Raw genomic sequence first — 20,148 nt, forward strand, 5'->3', positions numbered from 1 at the left:
GCGCGGGTGCGCCCGCGCCGTCGTACCGTGGACGGGTGGGACGTGAGGACGAGGCGCAAGCCCCGATGGTTCCGGTCGAGGTGCTCGGGGTGCGGCAGCAGGAGCGCGATCAGGAGATCGTGGTGCTGCTGCTCGACACCGCGGCAGAGCTGGCCGTGCCCATCGTCATCGGCGCCCGCGAAGCCTCGGCGATCGCCATGGCCCAGGCCGGCGTCGCCACCCCGCGGCCCATGACCCACGACCTGCTGCGCGACCTGCTCGGCGCCGTGGGGGTCGACCTCGACCGGATCGAGATCGTGGCCCTGGACGGCGGGGTGTTCTTCGCCGAGCTGGTGCTGTCCACCGGCGTCCGGCTGGACTCCCGGGCGTCGGACGCGATCGCGCTGGCCGTGCGGACCGGGAGCCCCGTGCTGTGCTCGGCCGAGGTGGTCGCCGCGGCGGGGGTCGAGGTCGTCGACATGTCCCAGCAGCGGGAGATGGAGAAGTTCCGCGACTTCCTCGACCACGTCACCGCCGAGGACTTCACGGCCGCGGGAGGACCGCACGAGCCCGACGTGGGCGACGACACTCCACCGTGAGCCTCGGACGCGATCTCGTGACGGGGGCGTACCGTGGGAGCACGATCTTCGGCCGCAGGGTCGGGGCTGCAGGTGCGGACCACGACACGGACCTCGCCGGCGCGACACGCCGACGTGCTCAGGGGCGACGTCGTTGACGGCCCCCAGAGGGCGCCATAGCGTGGCAGTGACATCTCGGGAGGAACAGTGGACAGCACGGGTGAGGCCAGCGCCCAGGTCGGCGCACCCCCGGTCGGTGCTCAAGGGCTTCTCTTCGGCGAGGACCTCACGGAGCAGGACGCAGGGACCGGGTACCGGGGCACGACGGCGTGCCGCGTGGCGGGCATCACCTACCGTCAGCTCGACTACTGGGCGCGCACCGGCCTCGTCGAGCCGTCGATCCGTCCCGCCACCGGATCGGGCACCCACCGGCTGTACAGCTTCCGCGACGTGCTGGTGCTCAAGATCGTCAAGCGTCTCCTGGACACCGGCGTCTCCCTGCAGCAGATCCGCACCGCGGTGACACATCTGCGACAGCGCGGGGTCGAGGACCTCGCGCAGATCACCCTGATGAGCGACGGCGCCTCGGTGTACGAGTGCACCTCACCGGACGAGGTCGTCGACCTGGTCCAGGGCGGCCAGGGTGTCTTCGGTATCGCCGTGGGCCGTGTGTGGCGCGAGATCGAGGGCACGCTGTCCCAGATGCCCACCGAGTCGCTCGAGGACGAGGTCCCTGACGACCTGGTGCAGGCCGGCGACGAGCTCGCGGCCCGCCGACGGGCGCGCAACGCCGGCTGAGTCCGCGCGAGCGACGTCCCCAGGGGGACGTCCGTCGTCGTGCAGCAGCCGGCGGACGCGGGAACGGTGCCGTGCCCAGCGCGCCCGGTCGCGGTCCGGTCGACCGTCCGGCGGTCCGACTCAGAGCAGCGGCTCGAGCGGCTCCAGGACACGCTCGCCGATCTTCGTCAGGAACGATCGGCTCCGCCAGTCCTCGAACGTCAGCTCGTGACAGTTCGACTCGTCCATACGGAAGACGTCCTCGAGCGTGCGCGCCAGGTCGGCGTCGACGATCTCGAGATTGATCTCGTAGTTCCCCGTCAGGCTCAGCCGGTCGATGTTGGCCGTCCCCACCGTCGCCCAGCGGCCGTCGATCGTCGCGGTCTTGGCGTGGACCATCGCGCCCTCGTAGAGCATGATCCGCACACCGCCGCGCAAGAGCTTCGTGTAGCGGCCGCGGGCCAGCCAGTCCGCCAGCGAGTGGTTCGAGCGCTCGGGGACCAGGACCCGCACGTCGACACCGCGGGCGGCCGCTTCCAGCAGCGAGTCCAGGATGTCCCGGTCCGGGATGAAGTAGGCCTGCGTGATGTAGATGTGGCTGGTCGCCCGGTCGATGGCGTCCAGATAGATCCCACGGATGGGGAAGACCAGGTCGCTGGGTGAGTTGCGGGCCGCCCGCAGCCCCGGCTGCCAGTGTTCGGCACCCTTGTCCTGCAGCACCGGGTGCTTGCCGGTGCGCCACCTGTTCCAGAAGTCGACGAACGCGTTGCGCAGCTCCCAGGCGGCAGGCCCCTCCAGACGCAGGTGCGTGTCGCGCCACTTGGTGGCGTACTCCTCGCCGATGTTGTACCCGCCGACGAACGCGACCTCGTCGTCGACCACCAGGATCTTGCGGTGGTCCCGGCCCGAGCGGCGCAGGTTGAGCGTCAGCAGTCCCGCACGCAGGGCCGGGAAGCGCAGCACCTGCACCTGCGGAGGGAACGTGTAGAAGGCCTGCGGCACGACGAGGTTGGCGAAACCGTCGTAGATCACGTACACCTGCACGCCACGCCGTGCCGCGGCGGACAGCGCCTGCTTGAACCGCTCGCCGGTGGCGTCGCCCTTCCAGATGTACGACTCCAGGAAGACGGTGTGCTCCGCCGCCTCGATCGCCTCGATCATCGAGTCGTACAGATCCGCGCCGTAGGTGAAGACGATCGCCTCGTTGCCGTCGATCCCCACCGACTTCGGCTCGGCGGTGGGGAACTTCTTGTTCAACGGGTAGCGCTGGCCACGGATCTTGTCCGCTGCCATGACCGTGGCCCCCGCCGTCAGCGGTATCGCTGCCGCGACCACGGCGGCGCGTCCGGCCATCCTGCGGATGCGGCGCCAGTCGACCTGGATGTTGACCGGTGAGAGGGAAGCACGCTGCTGCGGTCTGGGCACGCACTCACGGTAGCGGCGACGGCGCGTTCGCGCCCGACGATTCGACCGAAAGGTCGTGTGAATCCTCCGACAGCGCGCCGGTCAGGGGATGGGTGCGGATCGCCGCGGCGAGCTCGCCGTCGATCCGGTCGAGGTAGGCACCCGTCGTGGCGATGGACGCATGGCCCAGCAGCTCGGCCACCACCTTGACGTCCCATCCGTCCGCCACCAGAAGCGTCGCGGTCGTGTGCCGGAGCGCGTGCGGGGTCGCCGGACGCCGGTAGGCCTCGGGCATGCGGCCCACGGCGCGAGTCAGCAGGCCACGGATCGCCTGGGTGTCGATGCGGCGGCCGCGCCAGGACAGCAGCAGGGCGCGCTGCGCGTCGGCGTCGTCCGGGCGGCGAGCGGCCAGACGGGGCCGCAGGGTGGTGAGGTAGTCCTCGAGCGCGTCGGCCAGCGGCGCGCTCAGCGCGACCGTGCGATGCGTGCCGCCCTTGCCCACGATCCGCCATCGGGTCTCGCCGGGCTCGCGGGCCAGGTGGGCGACGTCGGCACGAGCCAGCTCGGACACGCGGGGTCCGAGCACGAGCAGCAGAGCGACCACGAGACGGTCCCGGGCCGCGAGCCGCTGGTCGCCGCGCCGGATCGGAGGCTGATTCTCCGGCACGCCTCCGCCGGCCGACGGCGCCCGCACCGTGGTCAGCAGGGACTGGGCCGCCGAGGCGGACAGCGCGGTGCGTTCGACCCGCAGCTGTTCGCGGATCTTGGCCGGGGGAGCGGCCCACTGCATCGGGTCGGCCTGCACCCAGCACTGCCTCACCGCGTGGGAGAAGAACCGCCGCACGGACTGCCGGAACCGGTTGACCGTCGCGGTCGAGCGACCGGGGCCGGGCTTGCGACCCGGGTCCGCGTACCGACCGTCGTCGGCGGCCTGATAGCGCACCAGCGCGTCGTCGACGTCGTCTCCCGTGACGTCGTCGAGCACGCGGTCCGGTCCGAGCAGGCGGACGAGCTCGGTCACGTCGCGGCGGTAGGAGCGCTCCGTCGTGGGGGAGAGGACACCGCGCACCGACTCGACGTGGACGGAGGACAGGTACCGGTCGCCCGCGCGGGCGACGCTGATCCGTTCGAGCCGGGGAGGTGCGACCACGGGTGGGCTGTCCCTTCTGTGACCTGGGATGACGTGTTCCAGGCTAGGGCGGGCCACCGACATCGGGGTCTCGCACGAAACCATGGTGTTGCACTAAACACAATGGTTTGGGTCAGATGTCCGTTTCCAGGATAGCGCCACCCGCACCGGAGCGCGTGTGGTGGCGAGTCTCACCGGTCCCGGGGGTTACCGGGCCGGCAGCGCGTGACATCATCGGGGCAGGGCCCGACAGGACCCCCGGACGAGGGATGCCGTACCCGGAACGCGACAAGACGGCATCGGGGAGTGGATCTCATGTCCTGGCTCATCCTGGTCGCGTCCGGTGTGCTGGAGGCCGTCTGGGCGACGGCCCTGGGGCGCTCCGAGGGTTTCTCTCGCCTGGGACCGTCGATCGTCTTCGGCGTCGCGCTGGCCGCCAGCATGGTCGGCCTGGCGTACGCGCTGCGCGAGCTGCCCGTCGGCACGGCGTACGCCGTCTGGGTCGGCATCGGTGCGACGCTGACGGCCGGCTACGCGATGCTCACCGGGGCCGAACCGGTCACCGTGGTGCGCATCCTGCTGATCCTCGGGATCGTCGGCTGCGTGGCCGGCCTCAAGGTGACCGCACACTGACCGCGCAGGGGACCGCTTCCGGTCGTGTTCCCGTGCCGTAATGACATAATGTGCATTATCGGTTCGGGGTCGAATCCAGCGAGGAGCGCTGTCCGTCAGGCCTCGGCGTCCTCCCCGAACGCGCGAACCTCCTGGGCGCACCGACAGGCCGTCGCGATCTTCGCGGCCCACTCGAGCGCCGCGTCGTAGGTCGGCAGCTCGAGCACCGAGTATCCGCCGTCGATGTGCGTCGTCTGCGGATACGTGCCCGCGGACACCGTCCCGCGGCCGTCGACCCTGACCGGCGCGACGCTCTCGTCGATCCCGCCGCCGAACACCCACACGCCGGCGTCCTGGGCCTCGCGCACCACCGCGTGCGCCGCCTCGGCGACCCCCGGCAGCTCGTCGGGTCCTACGTCCATCGCCGCGCTCGGGAACGAGATCAGGTACTTGGTCATGACGTCTCCTCGGGTCCGCGTGAGAGCGACCTCCCGCCAGGATCCCGCGTGCGCCGCCGAATGTCCTGTCGTACGGGCTTGCGGGACCTGGGCACGTCGCGTGTGATGTCCGGATGATCCTGGTGTGGTACGCCCAGTGGGAGCACGACTGCTGCGGCGACGAGTTCTCGATCGGTGACCGCGTCGACTGGGCGCTCAGCCGCCACGAGGTCGACGTCGAGTACCTGACGGCGCTGCTGGGGGCCGACCTGACGGCGCAGGTGGGCGCGGTCCGCATGGAGCACGAGGAGCCGCCGCTCCCCCGCGTTCAGGGCGTCGTGACCCGGATCCGACGTGTCTCGTGTCGTGAACGGTTGCTCGAGGACGGCGTGTCGCTCGTCCGCGTCGGCGGTACGACGGTTCTTCGGGACGTCGCGACCGCGCCCCGGTTCCCGGACGACCGGCACGATCCCGGCGGACCTCTGCACGCGCGGGGCCACCTCGTCGCCCTCGACCTCGCCTGAGCATGCCCGGCACCAGCGGTGCACACTGGACCACGTCGTCGGTCCACGAACAGGAGCCCTCATGGACCTCGGAGCATTCTCCGTCAGCCTGGCCGTGCGGGACCTCGGGGCGTCGCGCGAGTTCTACGAGCGCCTCGGCTTCACCGTGTTCGGGGGGAACGCCGACGAGAGCTGGCTCATGCTGCGCAACGGCGACCGCGTCATCGGACTGTTCCAGGGCATGTTCGAGCGCAACATCCTCACGTTCAACCCGGGGTGGGACCAGCAGGCACGCCCCGTGGGTGAATTCACCGACGTGCGCGAGCTGCAACGCCGGCTCAAGGAGGCCGGTGCCGAGCCGACCAGCGAGGTCGACGAGTCCGGCAGCGGTCCCGGCAGCTTCGTCCTCGTCGACCCGGACGGGAACCCGGTGCTGGTCGACCAGCACGTGTGACGCCAGGCGCCCGGACTACTCGGCCGTCGCGGCGATCTGGACGAGGTTGCCGCAGGTGTCGTCCAGGACGGCCGTGGTCACCGGCCCCATCGACAGCGGCTCCTGGGTGAACCGCACGCCGAGCCCGCGCAGGCGCTCGTGCTCCGCGTGGACGTCGTCGACGGCGAACTGCGCGGCGGGAATGCCGTCGTCGACCAACGCGTCCTTGAAGGGGCCCACAGCCGGGTGGTCGGAGGGCTCCAGGAGCAGCTCGACGCCGTCCGGGTCCTCGGATGCGACCACGGTGAGCCACCGGTGCTCCCCCATCGGGATGTCGTGCTTGACGACGAACCCGAGGACGTCGGTGTAGAACTGCCGCGCCTTCTCCTGGTCGTCGACGAAGATGCTGGTCAGGTGGATCTTCATGACTCGTCCTCCGGGGTGTCGGGTACGGGCCACCGCTCGACGATCTGGCGTAGCGGTGCGGTGTCGAGGTCGTGGAACTTGTAGCGGCCTTCGCGGCGGGTGGTGACCAGACCTGCCGACTCGAGCACGGCGAGATGCTGCGAGACGGCCTGGCGGGACATGGACGAGCCGTGCTTCATGGTCAGGCGGGTGACGATCTCGAACAGGGTCTGGCCGGACTGCTCGGTCAGCTCGTCGAGGATCGTCCGCCGCGTCGGGTCCGCGAGCGCCTTGTACAGGCCGTCGGTCACGACGTCACGATAGGCAAGTTTATGCTTGCCTGTCCAGTGCTGCGGCTCCCCCGTTGTGGCCGCGGTGTCAGGCGCCCCCGGTCAGCGCCGGCTTCTGCAGCGCGCGGTGTGCGCGGGCGAGCGTTCGCCGGAGCTCGTCGGTGGGTCGCCGGTTCCGGACGCTGAACGCGACGATCTGCAGGGGGAACGTGCCGGCGAAGGCCCGCGCTCGCCGGGCAATGGCGATGGTGGCGAGGTGTTCGACCGAGGGCCACAGCCCGAATGAGGTGGCGGCGGTGGCGACGTCCTCGGCGGGGTCCTCGAGCGCGGTGAGGTCCCAGTCGAGCAGCGCACCGACGCGGTCGCCGTGCCACAGGACGTTGCTGCTGCCGAGGTCTCCGTGGTTGACGGTACGGGGTGCCTGCTCGACGGCGGCGAGCGCGTCGATGCGTCGGAGGGCCTCGTCGTGCAGATCGGCGGCGAGCAGGGGCACGACGCGGTCGCGGAGCGTCGCTTCCCAGTCCTCTCCCCCGCAGAACGCCCGGCGCGGGGCCAGGTGGGGCTCGAGCGCGGGTGCGTCGACGCCGTGCACGGCGTCGAGCACCTCGCGCAGCGCGCCGGCGTCGGGGCGTGTGGTCGGCTGGGGGCTGCCGAGCAGGCGACGAGTGGCGACGGCGACGTGGCCGTCGATCTCGACGGGCGCGGCAAGCGACCGTGGTACGTCGAAGGGCAGGTCGGGCAGGGCGTCCACGAGTCGTTGCGACCGGAGCACCTCTCCCCCGGCCTGTCGTTGCCGCGCGATGCGGACCGCCACCCGGTCGGTGAGCGCCACCAGGGTGTTCGATCCGTGCTCGACCCACTCGGGCTCGTGGGGCGGCGTGCCGAAGTCCGCGAGCGCCGTGGTGACGAGGGCGTCCAGCGTGGGCTGGTCGGGGCGGGGGTAGCGGGTCTCGTGTGCCATGTGGTCAGGCCGTCGGGATGCGCAGCATGCGCAGCTCGGTGACGCCGTCCTCGACGGTGCTGACGCCGTCGGGGGTGAAGCCGTGCTTGCGGTAGAAGGCCTGGGCGCGGGGGTTGGGATCGGCGACCCACAGTGCGGCGGTCTGGTGCGGGTCGAGGACGCCGTCCAGCAGTCCGGTGCCGGCGCCGCTGCCGTGGTGGGCGGCGTCGAGATAGAGCACGAAGATCTGGCGGTCCCAGGTCGCGTCGTCGTCGGACGGTGGTCCGGTCATGGCGATGCCGATGACGTGGCCGTCGGTCTCCGCCACGACGGCGCGGTTCGCGGCGTAGCGCTCGTCGGTCGTGACCGCCCGCCACAGCCGTTCGCGGGCGTCGACGAACCCGGGGTCGTCCAGGACGTGGTCGGGCACGAGCTCGCGGTATGCCTGCTGCCAGCAGCGCACGTGGATGCGGGCCATGGCGCCGACGTCGTCCGCGAGCGCCGGTCGGACGAGGAACGTGGGGGCGGGTGTGCTCATGCGTCGACGTACTCGGCGAGGTGCTCGCCGGTGAGGGTGGACCGGGAGGCGACGAGCTCGGCGGGGGTGCCTTCGAAGACCACGGCGCCGCCGTCGTTCCCGGCGCCGGGGCCGAGGTCGATGAGGTGGTCGGCGTGGGCCATGACGGCCTGGTGGTGCTCGATGACGATGACGGTCTTGCCGGCGTCGACGAGCTGGTCGAGCAGCGACAGCAGGTTGGCGACGTCGGCGAGGTGCAGGCCCGTGGTGGGTTCGTCGAGGACGTAGGTGCCGCCGGGGTCGCCCATGTGCATGGCGAGCTTGAGGCGTTGGCGCTCTCCCCCGGACAGGGTGTTGAGCGGCTGGCCGAGGTGCAGGTAGCCGAGTCCGACGTCGCGCAGGTGCGTCAGGGTGGTGGTGACGGCGGGTACCTTGGCGTCACCGGCGGAGAAGAAGTCGTGGGCCTGGGCGACGGAGAGGTCGAGGACCTCGGCGATGTTCTTGCCGCCCAGGGTGTAGTCGAGCACGGCGGCCTGGAATCGCTTGCCGCCGCAGTCCTCGCAGGGCGTCTCGACGGTCTCCATGAAGCCGAGCTCGGTGTAGATGCGCCCGTTGCCCTTGCAGGTGGGGCAGGCGCCTTCGGAGTTGGCGCTGAACAGGGCGGGCTTGACGCCATTGGCCTTCGCGAAGGCCTTGCGGATCGGTTCGAGCAGCCCGGTGTAGGTGGCGGGGTTGGAGCGGCGGGAGCCCTTGATGGCGCCCTGGTCGACGACGACGACGCCGTCGCGGCCGGCGAGGTTGCCGTGGATGAGCGAGCTCTTGCCGGAGCCGGCGACGCCGGTGACGACGGTGAGCACCCCGGTGGGGATGTCGACGTCGATCCCCTGCAGGTTGTTCTGGTTCGCGCCGCGGATCTCCAGGGCGCCGGTGGGCTGCCGGACGGTGTCCTTGACGGCGACGCGGTCGTCGAGGTGCTTGCCGGTGAGGGTCCCGCTGGCACGCAGGCCGTCGACGGTGCCCTCGTAGCAGATCGTGCCGCCGTCGGTGCCGGCACCGGGTCCGAGGTCGACGACGTGGTCGGCGACGGCGATGGCCTCGGGCTTGTGCTCGACGACCAGCACCGTGTTGCCCTTGTCGCGCAGGTCGACCAGGAGCTGGTTCATCCGGGCGATGTCGTGGGGGTGCAGGCCGATGGTGGGCTCGTCGAAGACGTAGGTGACGTCGGTCAGGGCGGAGCCGAGGTGTCGGATCATCTTGACCCGTTGCGCCTCTCCCCCGGACAGGGTGCCGGCGGGGCGGTCCAGGGAGAGGTAGCCGAGGCCGATCTCGACGAAGGAGTCGAACAGGTGCTCCAGCGCCCCGGTCAGGGGTGCCACGCCGGGGTCGTCGATGCCGCGTACCCAGGCGGCGGCGTCGGTGATCTGCATCGCGGCGACGTCGGCAATGGTGCGGCCGGCGACGACGGCTGAGCGGGCCGAGTCGTTGAGCCTGGTGCCCCCGCACGCGGGACACGGTCCGAAGACGGCGGCACGCTCGACGAACCGGCGCACGTGGGGCTGCAGCGATTCGGGGTCCTTGGAGAACATCGACTCGCGCAGCTTCGGGATGAGGCCTTGATAAGTCATGTTCATGCCCAGGGCCTTGACCTTGCCCTTGTCCCGGTAGAGGAAGTCGTGCCGCTCGGTGTCGGTGTAGTCGCGCACCGGCGTGTCGCCGTCGACGAACCCGGACTCGGAGAAGCCCCGCACCATCCAGCCGTCGGCCTTGTAGCCGGGCACGAGGATGGCGCCGTCGTTCAGGGACTTCGACTCGTCGACGATCACCGACAGGTCGAGGTCGGAGACGGTGCCGCGCCCCTCGCACTCGGGGCACATCCCACCCAGGTAGACCTGCTCGCGCACGATCTTCTTCTCGGTCCCCCCGCCGGCCTTCTCAGTGCTCATCACCCCGGAGGCCCTGGAGGTGGGCACGTTGAAGGAGAACGCGGTGGGCGGGCCGACGTACGGGTCGCCGATGCGGCTGAACAGGCTGCGCAGCATGGCATGGGCGTCGGTGACGGTGCCGACGGTCGAGCGCACGTTGGCGCCCATGCGTTCCTGGTCCACCAGGATCGCCGTGGTGATGCCGGACAGGTGGTCCACGTCGGGACGCGGCAGGGAGGGCATGAACCCCTGCACGAAGGTCGAGTACGTCTCGTCGATCAGCCGGCGCGACTCCGCGGCGACGGTCGCGAAGACCAGCGAGCTCTTGCCCGAGCCGGACACGCCGGTGAACACCGTCAGGCGACGTTTGGGCAGATCGACGCTGACGTCGCGCAGGTTGTTCTCCCGCGCACCGGAGACGCGGATGACGTCGTGGGCGTCGGCGGGGTGGGTGCCGGTCGGTGGGGGCGGGGTGCTCGGGGCCATGCGCGGGAGTCTCCTTCGTCGCAGCAGCGGTGGGCTTCAGGCTAGCGGCGGACGGTCAGCGCACCTCGTCGATGCGGACCATGTTGCCGGCGGGGTCACGGAAGGCGCAGTCGCGCACCCCCCAGGGCTGCTCGGTGGGTTCGGAGACGACCTCGACGTCGGCGGCCTGCAGCTGCGCGAACGCGCCGTCGAGGTCGGCCGTGGCCAGGATGATCGACTGGTAGCTGCCCTTGGCCATGAGCTCGGTGATGGTGCGCCGCTCGTCGTCGGTCACGCCGGGGTCGGCGGCTGGCGGCGCCAGGACGAGGCGGACGTCGGGCTGGGAGGGCGCGACCAGGGTCAACCAGCGCATGGCGCCGGAGCCGACGTCCTGGACGAGGTCGAAGCCGAGCTGGTCGCGGTAGAAGGCCAGGGAGGCCTCGGGGTCGGTGTGCGGAAGGAACGTGGTGTGGATGGTGATGTCCATGTCCGTCAACCTAGGCACTCGTCGAAGGCGGCGCTTCTCGATTCCTGATCGGTCGGGTGACCTGCTTGGTCACGCAGGACGGCAGCTCGGCGGCCTGCGCGGTGCGGGCACGACGCCGGTACTCGCCGGGCGGCATGCCGACCAGCTCGGTGAACCGGGTGGTGAAGGTGCCCAGCGAGGAGGAGCCGACGGTGAAGCAGACCTCGGTGACGCTGAGGTCACCGCGGCGCAGCAGCGCCATCGCGCGTTCGACCCGCCGCGTCATCAGGTAGCTGTAGGGCGACTCGCCGAACGCCGCCTTGAACTGCCGGCTCAGGTGCCCGGCCGACATCCCGACGCCGGCGGCGAGCGCCTCGACGTCCAGGGGTGCTGCGTGCTCGCGGTCGATGCGGTCGCGGACGCGGCGCAGGAGCGCCAGGTCGCGCAGGTGCTGGTCGTGGGCGGTGCGGGCCATGTCCTGATGCTGCCACCTCGCGTGGCCCGGGCGGTGCCCGACCGGCGGGTTCAGTAGCCGGTGTAGCGCCCGGGGCGGTGGTTCACGGCCAGGATGAGGTTCAGCAGCACGGCGCCGAGGGCGGACACCAGCACGGTGGTGGCGGGCACGACGGTCAGTGCGGTGAGCACGACGGCGGTGTCCAGGGCCATCTGGACGTAGCCGGCGCGCCAGCCGAGCCGTTCCTGGGCGATGAGGGCCAGGATGTTGAAGCCGCCGAGGCTGGAGCGGTGCCGGAACAGGATGAGCAGGCCCACGCCGGCGAGGGTGTTGCCGGCCAGGACCCCGTACAGCGGGGGCAGCTCGAGGGTGCCGAACACGGCCGGGTGCAGCAGCGAGAACCCGGAGACCAGGGCGATGGCGGCGCCGGTGCGCAGCGTGAAGCTCCAGCCCTTCTTGGTGATGGCCAGCAGGAAGAACGGCAGGTTCACGGCGGCGAACAGCACGGCGAACGGCAGCGGGGCGACGTAGCTGACCAGCAGGGACAGCCCGGCGGTGCCGCCGGTGACCGCGGAGACGGACTCGAGCAGGAACAGTCCCAGCGAGACGACGAAGGTGCCGGTGAGGATCCCCAGGGCGTCCTCGAGCGGTGAGTGCTTGACCCCGGCGGAGGTGCCGGGCCGGTCGACGGGTGCGGGCGGCGTGGTGGGCATCGGTGCGTGTGGTCCTTGTGGGTCCGTGGACGGTCGGGGCGCGGGGTGACCGCGCCCGAGCCATGCTGCCACGTCCGGCGCGGCGCGCCGCCGGGGGTCAGGTGCGGGCGTCGATCTGGCGGCGCAGGTGGGCGGCGAGGCGCACGGACGCCTCGATCTCGGCGCGGCGGATCGAGACGGACTCCACGTTGAAGCCGTACGGGATGGCGTGCCGGGTGCAGAAGTCGGCCAGGTCGGCGGCGATGGCGACGCACTGGTCGTAGGAGGTGGCCAGGGGGTCGGCGGCGTGGCGCAGGTCGTTGCGCATCCAGCGGGGCACGTGCACCCCGAGCCACTCCAGGAACTCCAACGTCTTGCGCGAACCGCACACCGACAGGGTGAACACCACGGGCGCGGGGTCGGTGCCGTCGTCACGGCAGGCGTAGTGGTAGTCGGAGACCATGGACTTGGCGGCGCCGACGTCGTAGACGACCTGGGTGATGAAGAACCCGACCCCGGCGGCCTGCTTGCGCCGCATGCGCTGGTGCTCGTCGTCGCCGGACTCGTGGCGCTCGGGGATGGCCACTCCCCCGAGCGGGAGGCCGGGTGCGTGCCGGCGGCACAGGCGCTGCGCCTCGGGCAGGGTGGTGCGCACCGCGCTGTGGCGGGACGAGGCGCCCACCAGGACGGTGCTGACACGGGCGGGGTCCTGGGCGGCGAACCAGGCGGCGAGGTCGTCGGGGTCGTGCTTGCCGGCACTGCGGTAGACGACCACGGGACGGTCCCAGTCGGTCAGGTAGGTGGTGTGGAAGTCGCCGGGGTCCAGGGTGGGCAGGTACGGGAACGGCCGGTCCTCGGGGTTGCGGTCGGCCTCGTCGTCGATGTCGTAGAGCACCAGGGCGTCCAGGTCGAGGCCGTCGAGGCGTTCCACGGTGCGCCTGGCGATGCGGGCCGCGTCCGGGGGCGCGGTGGTGCGCCGTGGCGGGGTGATCGCGAAGCACAGCAGGGGGCGGTCCGCGCCGGGACGGCCGAGCGGCGCCCCGGGTGCGTGCCGGGTGCCCGTCACGAGGCCTCGGCCTCCTCGTCGAGCACGACGGTGGCCTCCGGTCCCGTGATCGTCAGCGTCTGCCCGTCGAGCTCGAGGGTGGGTCCGGCGCCCAGCAGGTCGCCGAACCAGGCGTCCTGGTCCAGGAGCGCGTCCGGGCAGGCCATCTTCGTCGAGCTCAGTGCGGCGGTGAGCTGCAACGTGCCGTCGTCCCAGGTCGCAGGCGCGGACATGCTGTTGCAGCCGGGGCGGGCGCCCACCGCGTCCTCGGTGAACGCCACCACGATCTGGGATCCCTCGGCCAGCTCGTGACCGGTGACGTCGGTGGACACGAACGTCTTGCCGGCGACGTCGGTGCCGGACGGGCTGCAGGCCGCGAGCGCGGCCAGGGCCACGAGGAGCAGGAGGGTGCGGTGCGGGGTGCGGGCGACGGTCACGCGCCCAGGGTAGTGGGGCTCAGGCGTCGGCGACGGCGCGCACCGCCTCGGCCACGGCCTCGGCCACGCGGTGGTCGAACACGCCGGGGATGACGAACGCGCTGTTGAGCTCGTCGTCGGCGACGACGTCGGCGATGGCCAGGGCCGCGACCCGCATGAGCTCGGTGGTGATCTCGGTGGCGCCGACGTCGAGCAGTCCGCGGAACAGCCCCGGGAACGCGAGCACGTTGTTGATCTGGTTGGGGTGGTCCGAGCGGCCGGTGGCCACGACGGCAGCGGTCTCGGCCGCCGCGACGGGGTCGACCTCGGGGGTGGGGTTGGCCAGGGCGAACACGACGGCGTCGGGCGCCATCGTGGCGACGTCGGCGCCGGTGAGGATGTCCCCCGCCGAGACGCCGATGAAGACGTCGGCGCCGGCCAGCCCCTCGGTGAGGGTGCCCTCGAAGCGTCCGGCGTTGGTGTTCTCGGCGATCCAGTTGCGGTGGGGGTCGCCGTTCAGCGTCCCGGGGTGCAGCGCGCCGCCGCGCCCGAACGCGACGATGTGCTCAGCACCCTGCGCCTTGAGCAGCCGGATGATGGCGGTGCCGGCCGCGCCGACCCCGGAGACGACGATGCGCACCTCGGCGAGCTTCTTGTCCACGACCTTGAGCGCGTTGACCAGGGCGGCGAGCACCACGATGGCGGTGCCGTGCTGGTCGTCGTGGAAGACGGGGATGTCGAGCTCGTCGCGCAGCCGCGCCTCGATCTCGAAGCAGCGCGGTGCGGAGATGTCCTCGAGGTTGACTCCCCCGTACACCGGTGCGATGGCCTTGACGACGGCGATGATCTCCTCGGTGTCGGTGGTGTCCAGGCACACCGGCCAGGCGTCCACCCCGGCGAACTGCTTGAACAGCGCTGCCTTGCCCTCCATGACGGGCAGCGCGGCGGCCGGTCCGATGTCGCCCAGGCCCAGCACGGCGGTGCCGTCGGTGACCACGGCCACGGTGTTGCGCTTGATCGTCAGGCGGCGCGCGTCCTCGGGGTTCTCGGCGATGGCGGTGCACACCCGCGCCACCCCCGGGGTGTAGGAGCGGGACAGGTCGCGGCGGTTGCGGATGGGCGCCTTGAGGGCGACCTCGATCTTGCCGCCCAGGTGCAGCAGGAAGGTCGAGTCGGACCACTTGAGCACGTGCACGCCCTCGAGCGCCTCGAGGGTGGCCACCACCTGCTCGCCGTGCTGGGTGTCGACGGTGTCGCAGGTGACGTCGACGACCAGCCCCTCCGGCGTGGAGTGGGCGATGTCGACACCGGTGACGGCCGCGCCGGCGTCGGCCACCGCACCGACCACGGTGCTCGTGGCGCGCTGGGAGGCGGGGACCTGCACGCGCAGGGTGATGGTGTAGCTGGGGCTGGGGAGTGCCACGGTGCCTTCCTTCGTCGGCGGCGTCGGTGCCGGCCGGTCGAGCGGGTGTGCCGGCTCCAGTATCCCGCGGCCGGGTGGCCGCCCGGACGATCCTGGGTCGTCAGGTCCCGCCGGAGCACGACGAGCGACGGCGTCTCACCGGTGGTGGTGGCCGGTAGCGTTCGCCCGATGAGCACCGATCTTCCCTGGCTCGACCCTGCCGGGCAAGACGTCGTCGCCTCCTGGTTCGGTCCGGTCGACCTGGTGGGCAGCTGTCCCGGCGGGCCGACCGGCACCCGGGTGCTGCACCTGCGCGCCGGCGTCGGCGACATCGCCCTCACGATCTACGGCGCCGACGTCCACCACGGCGACCGGGAGCTCGACGCCCACGAGCAGGTGCTGGCGCGGCTGGCGGGGCACGGCCGCACACCGCGGCTGCTGCACGCCGACCTCGAGCGCCGCCTGCTGGCCACGACGTGGCTGCCGGGTGACGTGGTCGAGGGTGCAGCCGCTGCCGGAGACCCGGAGACCTACCGGCAGGCGGGCGCCGTGCTGGCCCGCCTGCACGCCACCGGTGCGCGGGTGGACGGCGACTGGGAGGCGGCCCAGGACGCGCGGGCTCTGGCGCGGCTGGCCGGAGCGCACGGGATCGCCCCGCCGGTGGTGTCCCGGCTGCGGGAGGTGATCGGCACGCACGCGCACCCACCGGTGCGGGTGGTGCCCTGCCACGGCGACTTCCGGCCGCGCAGCTGGGTGATCGACGACGAAGGGATCGTGAGGGTCATCGACTTCGGCCGGTTCGCGTGGCGGCCCCCGGCCACGGACCTGGCGCGCCTGGACGCCCAGCAGTGGATCGGCCGCCCGGACCTGGCGGCGGCGTTCGTCGACGGCTACGGCGCCGACCCGCGGGGCGGACCGGCGTGGCGGCGCATCCTCGTGCGCGAGGCGATCGGCACCGCGGTGTGGGCCCACCGGGTCGGAGACGGGGCGTCCGAGGCCCGCGGTCGTCGGATGATCGCGGCGGCGCTGGACGCCGGGGAGCCTGCGGCGCTCTGACCGGCCGACGGGTCCGGTCAGCGCCAGCCGAGCGCCGGCGCCACGTGCGTGACGACGTTCTCCACGACGTGGGCGTTGTAGTCCACCCCGAGCTGGTTGGGCACCGTCAGCAGCAGCGTGTCCGCGGCGGCCACGGCGGTGTCGCCCGCCAGGGCGTCGACGATCTCGTCGATCTCGCCGGCGTACGTCTTGCCGAACCGTGCCCGCCCGCCGTCGATGATGCCGACCTGGTCGCTCGAGCCGGTCTCGGCGCCGAAGTAGGCGCGGTCGCGGTCGTCGGTGATCGGGAAGATCGAGCGGGAGACCGACACCCGGGGCCGGCGGGTGTGCCCGGCTGCTTCCCAGGCGTCGCGGAACCGCTGGATCTGCTCGGCCTGCAGGGCGTGGAACGGCACGCCGGTGTCCTCGGTCAGCAGCGTCGAGCTCATGAGGTTCATGCCCTGGGCGGCCGTCCACTCGGCGGTGGCCCGCGAGCCGGCTCCCCACCAGATGCGCTCGCGCAGCCCGGGCGAGTGCGGCTCCAGGCGCAGCAGCCCCGGCGGGTTGGGGAACATGGGCCGCGGGCTGGGTTCGGCGAAGCCCTCCCCCGCGAGCAGCTCCAGGAAGCGCGCCGTGTGCCGCCGGGCCATGTCGGCGTCCGACTCCCCCGCCGCGGGGTCGTGACCGAAGTGCCGGTAGCCCTCGACCACCTGCTCGGGTGAGCCCCGCGAGATGCCGAGCTGCAGCCGCCCGCCGGAGATCAGGTCCGCTGCTCCGGCGTCCTCGGTCAGGTACGCCGGGTTCTCGTAGCGCATGTCGATGACCCCGGTGCCGATCTCGATGCGGCGCGTGCGCGCGCCCACCGCGGCCAGCAGCGGGAACGGCGAGGCGAGCTGGCGGGCGAAGTGGTGCACCCGGAAGTACGCGCCGTCGGCCCCCAGGTCCTCGACCGCCTCGGCGAGCTCGATGGACTGCGTCAGCACGTCCGCGGCGCTGCGGGTGGCCGAGGAGGGGTGGTCGGTCCAGTGACCGAAGGACAGGAACCCGATGCGCTTCATGTCCATGACAACGGATGGACCGCCGGGGCATTCCCACGGGGTCGGGGACGGCCGCGCCGGGGCGCCGACGGCCGTGCGGGCCATGGCGTAGCCTCGGGCTTGTGATCCTCGCTCACGACGACTCCGGCGGCGGCCCCTCGGTCGTCCTGCTGCACGCCGGGGTGGCCGACCGGCGCATGTGGGACCCCGTCGTGGACGGCCTGAGCCAGGTGTTCCGCGTGGTGCGCCCCGACCTGCGCGGCTTCGGGGACTCCCCCCTGCCCGCCGAGGAGTACGTCGACGCCGACGACGTCGCCGCCGTGCTGGACCACCTGGGCATCGCTGACGCCGTCGTGGTCGGCAACAGTCTCGGCGGACGGGTGGCCCTCGAGCTCACCGCCCGCCACCCCGAGCGGGTGCGCGAGCTGGTGCTGGTGTCCCCGGCGCTGCGCGAGGCCGAGCCCGGCCCCGACCTGCTGGCCTTCGGGGCCCGTGAGGAGGCGCTGCTCGAGGCCGGTGACGTCGAGGCCGCGGTCGCCCTCAACGTCGACACCTGGCTCGGGCCACGGGCGGACGACGCCGCCCGGGCGGCGCTGACCGCGATGCAGCGCCGCGCCGTCGAGGTCCAGCTCGCTGCGGAGGCCGACGCCGCCGAACGCGGTCTCGCCCCGGGCCGACCGCGGCACGTGACGGTCCGCCCCGAGCACGTGGCCGTGCCGACGCTCGTGGTGTCGGGTGGGCACGACATGGGCCACTTCCGCGCCGTCGCCGACCATCTGGTGGCCACCGTGCCCGGGGCCGAGCGGCTGGACCTCGACTGGGCCGGGCACCTGCCCACCCTCGAGGACCCCGACGCGATCGAGCCGCTGCTGCTCGACGTGCTGCGCGACGACCCCACCGTGCACGCCCCCTGATCTCAGGCGGGCGGAGCACCCCACGTCAGGGCCAGCACGCAGGCGTCGTCGCGCCCGTCCCCGCCGCTCTGCACGATCCCGGTGCCCAGGGTGCCGGCACGCGCGTGGGTCACAGCGGCCAGCGCGAGCTCGTTCAGCCCGTCCGGCAGGGACTGGTCACGCCGCTCGACCACGCCGTCGGTGTACAGCAGGACCGTGTCGCCGGGATCGAGCCGGACCTGCCCGCGCGTGCGGGCGCCGACGGCGCGCACGCCCAGCGGTGTGGACCGTCCACCCCGCAGGAACTCGCAGCCGCCGGTGGCGCGCACGAGCAACGGCGGCAGGTGGCCGGCGCAGGCGTACGAGAACCGCGAGGACTCCAGGTCCAGCACGCCGTAGGCGACCGTGGAGCCGAAGCCGACGTGCCGGTCGGCCACGAACCGGTCCACGAGGTCGACGACGACCTCCGGGCCGCAGTCCGGCGCCGCCAGCGCCCGCGTCGCGGTGCGCAGCTGGCCCATCGCGGTCGCCGCGGCCAGGCCGTGCCCCACGACGTCGCCGATCACGACGGCCACCCGGGTGGTGTCCAGCCAGAACGCGTCGTACCAGTCGCCGCCGACCTCCAGGCCCCGCTCCGCCGGCCGGTACTCCGCCGCCATTCGCAGGCCCGGGTGCCGGGGCAGGTCGACGGTGAGCATGGCGTGCTGCAGCTCGTGGGCCACCGAGGCGTTCTGCTCGTGCAGGTGCGCGCGGTCCAGGGCCACCGCTCCCTGCTGGGCGATCGTGCCCAGCGCGTCCACGTCGAGGGACGCGTCACCGGCGCGGTCGTGCGTGGTCACCACCAGGTCTCCGTGGGACCCGGAGGCGCCGACGACCGCCACGACGATCCGTCCCGGCGTCGTGCGCTGCGGGGCACCGTCGGGGGCCGGGTCCGGCAGGGGGCGGCGCAGCGCGACGGCGGCCACCGACGGGTGGCGCGCGACGGCGTCCAGGAGGGCGTCGCGCACCTGCGGGACGCCGACGGCCCGCGACAGCGCCGCGGTGGCGTCCTGGACCCAGCGCAGGCGTTCGGCCCAGCGTTCGGCCGCGGCGTGCGAGCGCATCAGGGTCTGGTGGAACTCGGCGCGCTCGCGCACCGCCATCATCGCGACCTCCACGGTGCCGGCGGCCGCGTCGGTCCGCGCGGTCAGCATCACCGGCAGCGTCCCGGCCGCGGTCCGCAGGCCCAGGGCTACGGACTCCACCGTCCCGGCCAGCACCAGGGTGGGCACCACGTGCGTGTCCCAGTAGATCCGTCCCCCTGCGGTGAGCAGGTCCCCGACGCGCCGGCCCAGCACCCGGTGCGCGGCTCCCTCGGCGTCCTCGGGCGGGGCGACCCACCCGAGCAGCGTGTCGTTGGCCGCCAGGACGTAGCCGTCCGCGTCGAGCCGGGCCAGGCCCGCGGGTGACGCCGGCCACTCCTGCGGCGCCGCGGTCATCGACCCTGTCGGGCGTGGTCGCCGACTCGCAGGTAGTCGAGCATCGCGCCCAGGAGCGCCTGGGGGGCGCTGAGCTGCGGGCAGTGCCCCACCGCGTCGATCAGGACGAACGTCGATCCGGTCAGGCGCTCGTGGACGTAACGTCCCACCTGCGGCGGTGCGATGGCGTCGTCGCGGCACTGCACCACCAGGCTCGGCGTGGACACCCGGGCCAGGTCGGCCCGGTTGTCCGACAGGAACGTGGCACGGGCGAAGGCTCGCGTCGCGCGCGGGTCGGTGCGCACGAAGGACTCGGTGAGCTCCTCGCCCAGCTCGGGGCGGTCCGGGTTGCCCACGATCACCGGCGCCATCGCCGTCGACCAGCCGAGGTAGTTCGCCTCCATCGTGGCCAGGAGCTCGTCGATCTCGGCCGCGGTGAACCCCCCGCGGTAGTCCTCGGTGTCGATGTAGCGCGGGCTGGGGCCCACCAGCACCAGACGGTCCACCAGATCGGGGCGGTCCGCCGCCACCAGCAGCGCGATCGTGGCGCTCACCGAGTGACCCACCAGCACCACCGGGCCGAGCGCGAGGTCGTCCAGCAGCTCGGCGACGTCCTGCGCGTACCCCTCCAGCGAGCCGTGCCGCGACGGGTCGAACGCGGCGGGGTGCGCGGACCCCGAGCCGGCGTGGTCGAACAGCACCACCCGGTACTCGGCAGCCAGTGCCGGCACCACGCGGCGCCACATGGACTGGTCGCACCCCAGCCCGTGCGCCAGCACCAACGTCGGGCCGTCCGCCCGCCCGAGGACCTGCACGTGGTGCCGCTCGCGAGGACTCACGCGTTCACCCTAGACGCACAC

24 protein-coding genes and 1 riboswitch are annotated in these 20,148 nt (G+C 72.5%); of the genes, 7 read left to right on the plus strand and 17 right to left on the minus strand.

Annotated features, from left to right (window positions below):
- Positions 1-65: 65 nt before the first annotated feature.
- Positions 66-578 carry a bifunctional nuclease family protein gene (locus ACIQLL_RS08225; RefSeq protein WP_402466272.1) on the plus strand — a complete coding sequence of 171 codons (513 nt, stop codon included), beginning with the start codon at positions 66-68 and terminating at the stop codon, positions 576-578.
- Between the two features lie 186 nt (positions 579-764).
- Complete coding sequence (locus ACIQLL_RS08230; protein ID WP_402465347.1) at positions 765-1,355, plus strand: MerR family transcriptional regulator; 591 nt, start codon at positions 765-767, stop codon at positions 1,353-1,355.
- Between the two features lie 120 nt (positions 1,356-1,475).
- Here ACIQLL_RS08230 and ACIQLL_RS08235 read toward each other — a convergent pair whose 3' ends face one another.
- Entirely contained in the window at positions 1,476-2,759 is a 1,284-nt protein-coding gene (locus tag ACIQLL_RS08235) for a phospholipase D-like domain-containing protein (protein WP_402465350.1), read from the minus strand.
- 4 nt (positions 2,760-2,763) lie between these two features.
- Positions 2,764-3,888, minus strand: coding sequence for a tyrosine-type recombinase/integrase (locus ACIQLL_RS08240; RefSeq protein ID WP_402465353.1), 1,125 nt, complete (start codon positions 3,886-3,888; stop codon positions 2,764-2,766).
- 218 nt (positions 3,889-4,106) lie between these two features.
- A riboswitch (guanidine-III (ykkC-III) riboswitch) is annotated at positions 4,107-4,170 on the plus strand.
- Between the two features lie 12 nt (positions 4,171-4,182).
- Here ACIQLL_RS08240 and ACIQLL_RS08245 point away from each other — a divergent pair.
- Positions 4,183-4,500 carry a DMT family transporter gene (locus ACIQLL_RS08245; RefSeq protein ID WP_402465356.1) on the plus strand — a complete coding sequence of 106 codons (318 nt, stop codon included), beginning with the start codon at positions 4,183-4,185 and terminating at the stop codon, positions 4,498-4,500.
- A gap of 95 nt (positions 4,501-4,595) precedes the next feature.
- Here the strand turns inward: ACIQLL_RS08245 and ACIQLL_RS08250 are convergent, their stop codons facing one another.
- Positions 4,596-4,937 (minus strand): YciI family protein, encoded by a 342-nt coding sequence (locus ACIQLL_RS08250; RefSeq protein WP_402465359.1) that lies wholly within the window; start codon positions 4,935-4,937, stop codon positions 4,596-4,598.
- 113 nt (positions 4,938-5,050) lie between these two features.
- Here ACIQLL_RS08250 and ACIQLL_RS08255 point away from each other — a divergent pair, with 113 nt between their 5' ends.
- Both ACIQLL_RS08255 and ACIQLL_RS08260 read left to right on the plus strand, forming a co-directional pair.
- Positions 5,051-5,440, plus strand: a complete 390-nt coding sequence (locus ACIQLL_RS08255) for a DUF6578 domain-containing protein (protein ID WP_402465362.1) — start codon at positions 5,051-5,053, stop codon at positions 5,438-5,440.
- A 61-nt stretch (positions 5,441-5,501) separates the two neighbouring features.
- Entirely contained in the window at positions 5,502-5,873 is a 372-nt protein-coding gene (locus ACIQLL_RS08260; protein WP_402465365.1) for a VOC family protein, read from the plus strand.
- A gap of 15 nt (positions 5,874-5,888) precedes the next feature.
- Here ACIQLL_RS08260 and ACIQLL_RS08265 read toward each other — a convergent pair whose 3' ends face one another.
- The 11 genes from ACIQLL_RS08265 to ACIQLL_RS08315 form a co-directional block, all read right to left on the minus strand.
- The gene (locus ACIQLL_RS08265; protein ID WP_402465368.1) at positions 5,889-6,278 is read right to left on the minus strand and encodes a VOC family protein; all 390 of its coding nucleotides are present in this window, start codon (positions 6,276-6,278) and stop codon (positions 5,889-5,891) included.
- Positions 6,275-6,568 (minus strand): ArsR/SmtB family transcription factor, encoded by a 294-nt coding sequence (locus ACIQLL_RS08270; RefSeq protein WP_402465370.1) that lies wholly within the window; start codon positions 6,566-6,568, stop codon positions 6,275-6,277. The genes ACIQLL_RS08265 and ACIQLL_RS08270 overlap by 4 nt, the downstream gene beginning before the upstream one ends.
- Before the next feature lie 67 nt (positions 6,569-6,635).
- Complete coding sequence (locus tag ACIQLL_RS08275; RefSeq protein ID WP_402465373.1) at positions 6,636-7,508, minus strand: phosphotransferase family protein; 873 nt, start codon at positions 7,506-7,508, stop codon at positions 6,636-6,638.
- A 4-nt stretch (positions 7,509-7,512) separates the two neighbouring features.
- Positions 7,513-8,025 carry a GNAT family N-acetyltransferase gene (locus ACIQLL_RS08280; RefSeq protein WP_402465376.1) on the minus strand — a complete coding sequence of 171 codons (513 nt, stop codon included), beginning with the start codon at positions 8,023-8,025 and terminating at the stop codon, positions 7,513-7,515.
- A complete protein-coding gene (locus ACIQLL_RS08285) occupies positions 8,022-10,412 on the minus strand; it encodes an ATP-binding cassette domain-containing protein (RefSeq protein ID WP_402465378.1) in 2,391 nt (796 codons plus the stop codon). The genes ACIQLL_RS08280 and ACIQLL_RS08285 overlap by 4 nt, the downstream gene beginning before the upstream one ends.
- A 55-nt stretch (positions 10,413-10,467) precedes the next feature.
- The gene (locus tag ACIQLL_RS08290) at positions 10,468-10,878 is read right to left on the minus strand and encodes a VOC family protein (RefSeq protein ID WP_402465381.1); all 411 of its coding nucleotides are present in this window, start codon (positions 10,876-10,878) and stop codon (positions 10,468-10,470) included.
- A gap of 10 nt (positions 10,879-10,888) precedes the next feature.
- Entirely contained in the window at positions 10,889-11,332 is a 444-nt protein-coding gene (locus ACIQLL_RS08295; protein ID WP_402465384.1) for a helix-turn-helix transcriptional regulator, read from the minus strand.
- 50 nt (positions 11,333-11,382) lie between these two features.
- Positions 11,383-12,024 carry a YitT family protein gene (locus ACIQLL_RS08300; protein WP_402465387.1) on the minus strand — a complete coding sequence of 214 codons (642 nt, stop codon included), beginning with the start codon at positions 12,022-12,024 and terminating at the stop codon, positions 11,383-11,385.
- Between the two features lie 97 nt (positions 12,025-12,121).
- On the minus strand, positions 12,122-13,069 hold the full coding sequence (locus ACIQLL_RS08305) for a methylenetetrahydrofolate reductase (protein ID WP_402465389.1): 948 nt from the start codon (positions 13,067-13,069) through the stop codon (positions 12,122-12,124).
- Positions 13,066-13,485, minus strand: a complete 420-nt coding sequence (locus ACIQLL_RS08310; RefSeq protein WP_402465392.1) for an META domain-containing protein — start codon at positions 13,483-13,485, stop codon at positions 13,066-13,068. The genes ACIQLL_RS08305 and ACIQLL_RS08310 overlap by 4 nt, the downstream gene beginning before the upstream one ends.
- Before the next feature lie 19 nt (positions 13,486-13,504).
- Positions 13,505-14,887, minus strand: a complete 1,383-nt coding sequence (locus ACIQLL_RS08315) for an NAD-dependent malic enzyme (protein WP_402465394.1) — start codon at positions 14,885-14,887, stop codon at positions 13,505-13,507.
- Positions 14,888-15,055: 168 nt separating this feature from the next.
- On the opposite strand from ACIQLL_RS08315, the gene ACIQLL_RS08320 reads away from it, so the two are divergent.
- Positions 15,056-15,922, plus strand: a complete 867-nt coding sequence (locus ACIQLL_RS08320; RefSeq protein WP_402465396.1) for a phosphotransferase — start codon at positions 15,056-15,058, stop codon at positions 15,920-15,922.
- A 17-nt stretch (positions 15,923-15,939) separates the two neighbouring features.
- On the opposite strand, the gene ACIQLL_RS08325 is transcribed toward ACIQLL_RS08320, so the two are convergent.
- Entirely contained in the window at positions 15,940-16,959 is a 1,020-nt protein-coding gene (locus tag ACIQLL_RS08325) for an LLM class flavin-dependent oxidoreductase (protein WP_402466275.1), read from the minus strand.
- Positions 16,960-17,060: 101 nt separating this feature from the next.
- On the opposite strand from ACIQLL_RS08325, the gene ACIQLL_RS08330 reads away from it, so the two are divergent.
- A complete protein-coding gene (locus ACIQLL_RS08330) occupies positions 17,061-17,852 on the plus strand; it encodes an alpha/beta fold hydrolase (RefSeq protein WP_402465399.1) in 792 nt (263 codons plus the stop codon).
- 2 nt (positions 17,853-17,854) lie between these two features.
- Here the strand turns inward: ACIQLL_RS08330 and ACIQLL_RS08335 are convergent, their stop codons facing one another.
- Together ACIQLL_RS08335 and ACIQLL_RS08340 are read right to left on the minus strand one after the other, a co-directional pair.
- Positions 17,855-19,309 carry a PP2C family protein-serine/threonine phosphatase gene (locus tag ACIQLL_RS08335; RefSeq protein ID WP_402465401.1) on the minus strand — a complete coding sequence of 485 codons (1,455 nt, stop codon included), beginning with the start codon at positions 19,307-19,309 and terminating at the stop codon, positions 17,855-17,857.
- The gene (locus ACIQLL_RS08340; RefSeq protein WP_402465404.1) at positions 19,306-20,127 is read right to left on the minus strand and encodes an alpha/beta fold hydrolase; all 822 of its coding nucleotides are present in this window, start codon (positions 20,125-20,127) and stop codon (positions 19,306-19,308) included. Before ACIQLL_RS08340 ends, ACIQLL_RS08335 begins: the two co-directional genes overlap by 4 nt.
- Positions 20,128-20,148 lie beyond the last annotated feature (21 nt).

This window comes from Isoptericola aurantiacus, from assembly GCF_044769875.1.
Lineage (GTDB): Bacteria > Actinomycetota > Actinomycetes > Actinomycetales > Cellulomonadaceae > Isoptericola > Isoptericola aurantiacus.